The sequence below is a fragment of the Streptomyces pratensis genome (assembly GCF_037137275.1).
Classification (GTDB): Bacteria; Actinomycetota; Actinomycetes; order Streptomycetales; family Streptomycetaceae; genus Streptomyces; species Streptomyces pratensis_B.
The window spans coordinates 348,389-354,721 of record NZ_JBBBEN010000097.1; the positions used below are offsets into that span (position 1 = coordinate 348,389).

General features: G+C 72.0%; 6 protein-coding genes. 3 read left to right on the forward strand and 3 right to left on the reverse strand.

All coding sequences use genetic code 11. The features are described 5' to 3' along the window. Positions 1-23: 23 nt before the first annotated feature. Both V9U70_RS23840 and V9U70_RS23845 read right to left on the reverse strand, forming a co-directional pair. Positions 24-1,439: a hypothetical protein gene (locus V9U70_RS23840; RefSeq protein WP_336678366.1), complete on the reverse strand. Its 1,416-nt coding sequence runs from the start codon at positions 1,437-1,439 to the stop codon at positions 24-26. Positions 1,440-1,681: 242 nt separating this feature from the next. Next, positions 1,682-1,879 (reverse strand): hypothetical protein, encoded by a 198-nt coding sequence (locus V9U70_RS23845; protein ID WP_336678368.1) that lies wholly within the window; start codon positions 1,877-1,879, stop codon positions 1,682-1,684. 157 nt (positions 1,880-2,036) lie between these two features. Here V9U70_RS23845 and V9U70_RS23850 point away from each other — a divergent pair, with 157 nt between their 5' ends. Then, a complete protein-coding gene (locus V9U70_RS23850; RefSeq protein WP_336678370.1) occupies positions 2,037-3,011 on the forward strand; it encodes a carbohydrate kinase family protein in 975 nt (324 codons plus the stop codon). 12 nt (positions 3,012-3,023) lie between these two features. Here the strand turns inward: V9U70_RS23850 and V9U70_RS23855 are convergent, their stop codons facing one another. Further along, positions 3,024-4,406 (reverse strand): cysteine desulfurase/sulfurtransferase TusA family protein, encoded by a 1,383-nt coding sequence (locus V9U70_RS23855; RefSeq protein WP_336678372.1) that lies wholly within the window; start codon positions 4,404-4,406, stop codon positions 3,024-3,026. Between the two features lie 273 nt (positions 4,407-4,679). Between V9U70_RS23855 and ctaC the strand changes: the two genes are divergently transcribed. Both ctaC and V9U70_RS23865 read left to right on the forward strand, forming a co-directional pair. Further along, positions 4,680-5,648: an aa3-type cytochrome oxidase subunit II gene (gene ctaC / locus V9U70_RS23860; protein ID WP_336678374.1), complete on the forward strand. Its 969-nt coding sequence runs from the start codon at positions 4,680-4,682 to the stop codon at positions 5,646-5,648. Next, positions 5,645-6,333: cytochrome c oxidase subunit I (locus V9U70_RS23865; RefSeq protein WP_336678376.1), on the forward strand; the 689-nt coding region annotated here is incomplete at its 3' end. The genes ctaC and V9U70_RS23865, both read left to right, overlap by 4 nt.

A 6,333-nucleotide genomic window follows, 5' to 3' on the forward strand; every position in this document is an offset into this window, starting at 1 on the left:
CCGCCCCTCATGTGCCGTCCGCGTCAGCCGCGCGGCACCGCGCCGCCCGAGGCCGCGTCGATCACCGTGCGGTCGCCCAGCGGCTCGTCCAGCGTCACCGTCCGCGTCAGCTCCTTGGCGATCATGATGCAGGCGTCCTTGCCCTCCAGCGGCTGTTCCGCCACGGAGATCCGCACCTGGCCCGCGCTCTCCTCGGCCCGCGCCGTGTACGTGCTGCACACGCCGCCCCAGAACGTCACCTCCAGGGTCCGGCCGTCCACCCCGTACGAGGTCACCTTCCGGTCCCCCGAGGGCGTCGGCGCCCCGGGCTCCTCGATGAACTCCGGCTCGACGGCGATCTGCGTGACCGTGCTCTCGGGGCCTCCCGGGGCCTGCTGGACCGTGAACAGCCAGGACGGCACGAGCGTCTGCCGACCGTCCACGTGGTTCAGGGCGAGACCGAACACCGCCTCCTCCACCGTCCGCGTCACCGGCGCCCGCTTCCCGTTCGACGGCACGCACTGCGGCTGCGAGGGCTTCGGTTCGCCCTCCAGCGGCACGGGCGTGGCGCAGCCGCCGATGTCCCTGTCGGCATCCCCTCGGCCCCGGCTCGCCGCGTTCAGCTGCTTCAGGGCCTCATCGGCGTCGAGGACCGGATAGACGGCGCCCTTCTCCGGCGCCTTGAGGTGCCCGCTCCCGCCGGTGACCTTGCCGTCGGGGCCCACCTGGACACCGGTCGACCAGCCGTACGTGGGGAACCCGTCGATCTTCGGATCGGCGTTCACCACGCGGACGTCGCCCATCAGCTGGCCCGCGTCGAGCGCCGCGTCGTCCTGCCCCACCGCCTTGAGCACCGGGGCGGCGGCCGCCTTCGCCGCCTTCTCGCTCACCGGGTCGCCGCCCGGCTCCGCGGCCCCGTTCGCGCACAGCGCCCCCGGATCGCAGGGCTCCACGGGAGTGGTGCGGGCGAAGGTCCAGGTGCCCGGGGCCTGCTTCGCCACCTTCAGGAGCGCGCCGGGCCCGTCGGCGTCGCCGATCACCCAGGAGGCGCCCTCGGTGCGCGGCGAGCCCGGGACGCCCAGGGCCTTCGCCAGCCGCGTCACGTCGGCCGACGCCACCGCGCCCTTCGCGTGGTGCACCGCCGCTTCGCCGGGGCCTTCCGGCAGATCGCCCGCCGCCCGGTAGACCACGGGCGGACCGTGCGGGTCCGGTTCACCCGGCGCGATGCCCGCGGGAGGGCTGCCCGGTCCGTCCGCGGAGGCGTCGAGGGCCAGCGGGGGGGCCGAAGTGCGGGCCGCGTCGGCCCCGTCCGCCGTGCCGCCCCCGCCCGAGGCGGTCGAGGCCCAGTACGCCCCACCGCCCCCGGCCAGCAGCACGGCCGCGGCGACCGAGGCCACCGCGAGCGGCGGACGCCGCCGCCGGGGGCCGGTCACGTCGTTGTCGGGTCGCTCGGTGCTCACCGGATCGCTCCTTCGACTGCGTTGCCGTCGCGGTGACTACCGCGTGTCCCCGGGCGGGGACACCGGTGGGACGGGGCTGAGGAGCGCACGGTTCCCCGGGTGCCGTCCGGGCCTGCCCCGGCCGGCCGGCGGGGCCGCGCCGCGCCCGGCTCACGGGGCGCGGAGACGGTCTGCGTTCCCTTCTCGCCACCGCCGGCGAAGAAAGGCCGGAATGCTTCGCCGCCCGGACCGGTGGGCCGCCCTCAGTCGCCGTACTCGGCCATCGCGTCGATCAGCCGGGCCGACGCGGGCGGGACCGTGACCCCGTGGATCAGCGACGGCTCGACCGGGGCCGGGGCGGTCTTCGCAGGTACGGCCCAGTGCGGCGCCATGCGCGCGCAGTCGCCGCGCAGCGCGGCCAGGCTCAACTCCGACTCGGACGGTGCGATCTGCTTCGACATGTTCGCACCGTAACCACGATCACGCTCAGGCAGAAAGACCTACTATCGGGTAGTTTCCCCTTTTCCCTGACCGCGAGGTCACCCGGTAGCGTGAACTGTCACGCCGTCCCGGAGGGCGCAGTCACGGCCCTTCGCCTTCCGCAGGAGCAGCCTCCCCGTGCGTATCGCAGTCACCGGCTCCATCGCCACTGACCACCTGATGACCTTCCCCGGCCGTTTCGCCGACCAGCTGGTCGCGGAACAGCTGCACACGGTCTCCCTCTCCTTCCTGGTCGACAACCTCGATGTGCGCCGGGGCGGTGTCGCCGCCAACATCTGCTTCGGCATGGGCCTCCTCGGCACCCGCCCGATCCTGGTCGGCGCCGCCGGGGCGGACTTCGACGAGTACCGCGCCTGGCTCGACCGGCACGGCGTGGAGACCTCCTCCGTGCGCATCTCCGAGGTGCTGCACACCGCCCGCTTCGTCTGCACCACCGACAGCGACCACAACCAGATCGGCTCCTTCTACACGGGCGCGATGAGCGAAGCCCGGCTGATCGAGCTGAAGAGCGTCGCCGACCGCGTCGGCGGCCTCGACCTCGTCTCCATCGGCGCCGACGACCCCGAGGCGATGCTCCGCCACACCGAGGAGTGCCGCTCCCGGAACATCCCGTTCGCCGCGGACTTCTCGCAGCAGATCGCGCGGATGGACGGCGACGAGATCCGCATCCTCCTCGACGGGGCCACGTACCTCTTCTCCAACGAGTACGAGAAGGGGCTCATCGAGTCCAAGACCGGCTGGAGCGACGAGGAGATCCTCGCCAAGGTCGGCCACCGGGTCACCACCCTCGGCGCGCGCGGCGTGCGGATCGAGCGGGCCGGCGAGCCGGTCATCGAGGTCGGCTGCCCCGAGGAGGAGACCAAGGCCGACCCCACCGGCGTCGGCGACGCCTTCCGGGCCGGCTTCCTCTCCGGCCTCGCCTGGGGCGTCGGCCTGGAGCGGGCCGCCCAGGTCGGCTGCATGCTCGCCACCCTCGTCATCGAGACCGTCGGCACCCAGGAGTACACCCTGCGCCGTACCCACTTCATGGACCGCTTCACCAAGGCCTACGGCCACGAGGCCGCCGCCGAGGTCCGCTCGCACCTGGCGTAGCCCCGCGGCGGCTCAGTCGAGCCGGCGGACCACATAGGCACGGCCGCGGTCCGCCGGCTCCTCGCCCACGTACTCCTGACCCCGCATCTCGCACCAGGCCGGGATGTCCAGCCGCGCCGCCTCGTCGTCGGCGAGCACCGTCACCGTGGCGCCCACCGCCACCTCCCCGATCACCTTGGCGAGCTCGATCACCGGGACGGGGCAGCGTCGCCCCAGCGCGTCGACCACCAGCGAGGCGGCGGGCGCGGGGGAGGGGGAAGCGGACGCCGGGGCGCCGAGACGCTCGCGCACCGAGGCGACGACTCCGGGCAGGGCCTCCAGGAACCGGTCCACGTCCGCCTCTGCCGTGCCCGCCGGCAGCGACACCCGCACGTTCCCCTCCGAGAGCACGCCCATCGCTTTCAGGACATGGCTCGGCGTCAGGGTGCTGCTCGTGCAGGACGAACCGGACGACACGGAGAACCCCCTCCGGTCCAACTCGTCCATCAAGGTCTCGCCGTCGACATAGAGACAGGAGAAGGTCACCAGATGCGGCAGCCGCCGCTCCGGATCACCGACCACCTCCACATCGGGCACCACCCGGCCCACCGTCGCCCGCATCCGGTCCACCAGGGCCCGCAGCCGCGCCGACTCCGCCGCCGCCTCGGCCCGCACCGCGCGCAGCGAGGCCGCCGCCGCCACGATCGCCGGCAGGTTCTCGAACCCGGGCGCCCGGCCCGACTCCCGTTCTCCGGCCGGGCCCTGTGGCGAGAAACGCACCCCCTTGCGGACGGCGAGCAGCCCGACCCCGGCCGGACCGCCCCACTTGTGGGCGCTGCCGGTCAGCAGCGACCAGCCGTCCGGGGTCGGCCCCCACCCCAGCGACTGGGCCGCGTCCACCAGCAGCGGAACCCCCGCGTCGGCGCAGCGCGCGGCGACCTCGGCCACCGGCTGCTCGGTGCCCACCTCGTGGTTGGCCGACTGGAGACAGGCCAGCGCGGTGTCCGCCCGCAGGGCCCCGGCGTACGCCGCCGGGTCCACCGCCCCCGAGCGGTCCACCGGCACCTCCGCGGACGTCCCGCCCGCCGCCTCGTGGGCCGCCGCCGCGTGGAGCACGGAGGAGTGCTCGACCGCGGAGACCACCAGATGGCGGCCGACACGCCGACGCCCCGAAAGTGCTCCGGCAATTGCCGCGTGCACGGAGGCCGTCCCCGAAGGGGTGAACACCAGCTCGTCCGGGCGGCAGCCGACCGCCTCCGCGGCGCTCTCGCGGGCAGCGTCCAGCAGGAGTCTGGCCCGTCGCCCCTCCCGGTACAGGCGTGCGGGATCGGCCCAGCCCTCGTCGAGCGCGGCAAGCAGCGCCTGGCGTGCGACGGGGTGCAGGGGGGCGGCGGAGGCGGCGTCGAAGTAGGGCACGCCGCCACGCTAGCCCGCGCGCGGCCCCGTTCCGGCGGCGGCAGCCCGCCCCGGGCGGGCGAGAGGGCGTCAGACGGGGGCCCCAGGCCCGTCTTCCACCCCTTGGGGGTGTCGGGCGGCGCGTTGGGCACCCTCCCCGCGCGACCCCAAATAGCGTCCAGTAGGGTTTGGTCCGCATAAACATCCAAACCCCTGCCCGCGTCAGGGCCGGCGACCGACCAGAGACATACGGGCGCGCCGACCGTGCGGGCGAGACTCTCGGGAAGGCGCTACGTGAGTCCCAACGGCTCCGACCGCTCGTCGCGGCGCCCGATGCGGCGGAAGCTGCCGCAGGTGCTGACTGCGGGCCTGGTCCTGGCGACGGCCTCCGGTTGTTCATACAACTGGGAGGATTTCCCCCGCCTCGGTATGCCCACCCCGGTGACGGAAGAGGCTCCTCGGATTCTCTCCCTCTGGCAAGGCTCGTGGGCGGCAGCGCTCGTCACGGGTGTCCTTGTCTGGGGACTGATCCTGTGGAGCGTCTTCTTCCACCGGCGTAGCCGGACCAAGGTGGAGGTACCTCCGCAGACCAGGTACAACATGCCCATCGAGGCGTTGTACACAGTGGTTCCCCTCATCATCGTCTCGGTGCTGTTCTACTTCACCGCCCGCGATGAGTCGAAGCTCCTCGAACTCTCCGAGAAGCCCGCCCACACCATCAACGTGGTCGGCTTCCAGTGGAGCTGGGGCTTCAACTACATCGAGAAGGTGGATGGCCAGCCCGCGGCGGGCAACGAGATCCCCAAGGAGCTCGACGCCATCCCCGACCGGTACCGTGCCGACTTCCCCGAAGGCGCCGGCGGCGTCTACGACGTGGGCGTCCCCGGTACCCGCAACCCGCAGAACGGCAACCCGGGCCCGACCCTGTGGCTGCCGAAGGGTGAGAAGGTCCGCTTCGTCCTCACTTCGCGTGACGTCATCCACTCCTTCTGGGTGGTGCCGTTCCTCATGAAGCAGGACGTCATTCCGGGCCACACCAACGTGTTCGAGGTCACTCCCAACCGGGAGGGCACCTTCATGGGCAAGTGCGCCGAGCTCTGCGGCGCCGACCACTCCCGGATGCTCTTCAACGTCAAGGTCGTCTCCCCCGAGCGTTACCAGCAGCACCTCAAGGAGCTGGCGGAGAAGGGTCAGACGGGCTACGTGCCGGCAGGCATCGAGCAGACGGACCCGGCCAGGAATGCGGAGAAGAACCAACTGTGAGCATCCTCAACGAACCTCAGGGTGCCCCGCCGGCAGACGACTCGTACGAGGACGAGCTGCCGGTGCGGCGCAAGCAGCCGGGCAATGTCGTCGTCAAGTGGCTGACCACCACCGACCACAAGACGATCGGCACGCTCTACCTCATCACGTCGTTCGTGTTCTTCTGCGTCGGCGGACTCATGGCGCTCTTCATGCGCGCCGAGCTGGCCCGTCCGGGCACGCAGATCATGTCGAACGAGCAGTTCAACCAGGCGTTCACGATGCACGGCACGATCATGCTGCTGATGTTCGCGACGCCGCTGTTCGCCGGATTCGCGAACTGGATCATGCCGCTGCAGATCGGCGCGCCCGACGTGGCGTTCCCGCGGCTGAACATGTTCGCGTACTGGCTGTACCTCTTCGGTTCGCTCATCGCGGTGGCCGGCTTCCTCACCCCGCAGGGCGCCGCCGACTTCGGCTGGTTCGCCTACTCCCCGCTGTCGGACGCGGTCCGCTCCCCGGGCGTCGGCGCCGACATGTGGATCATGGGCCTGGCCTTCTCCGGCTTCGGCACGATCCTCGGCTCGGTCAACTTCATCACCACGATCATCTGCATGCGCGCGCCCGGCATGACGATGTTCCGCATGCCGATCTTCACCTGGAACGTCCTGCTGACCGGTGTACTGGTCCTGCTGGCCTTCCCGGT

Excerpts from the sequence above, each read along its gene's own strand:
- V9U70_RS23845 (WP_336678368.1), bottom strand. The coding sequence starts at position 1,879 with ATGTCGAAGCAGATCGCACCGTCCGAGTCGGAGTTGAGCCTGGCCGCG.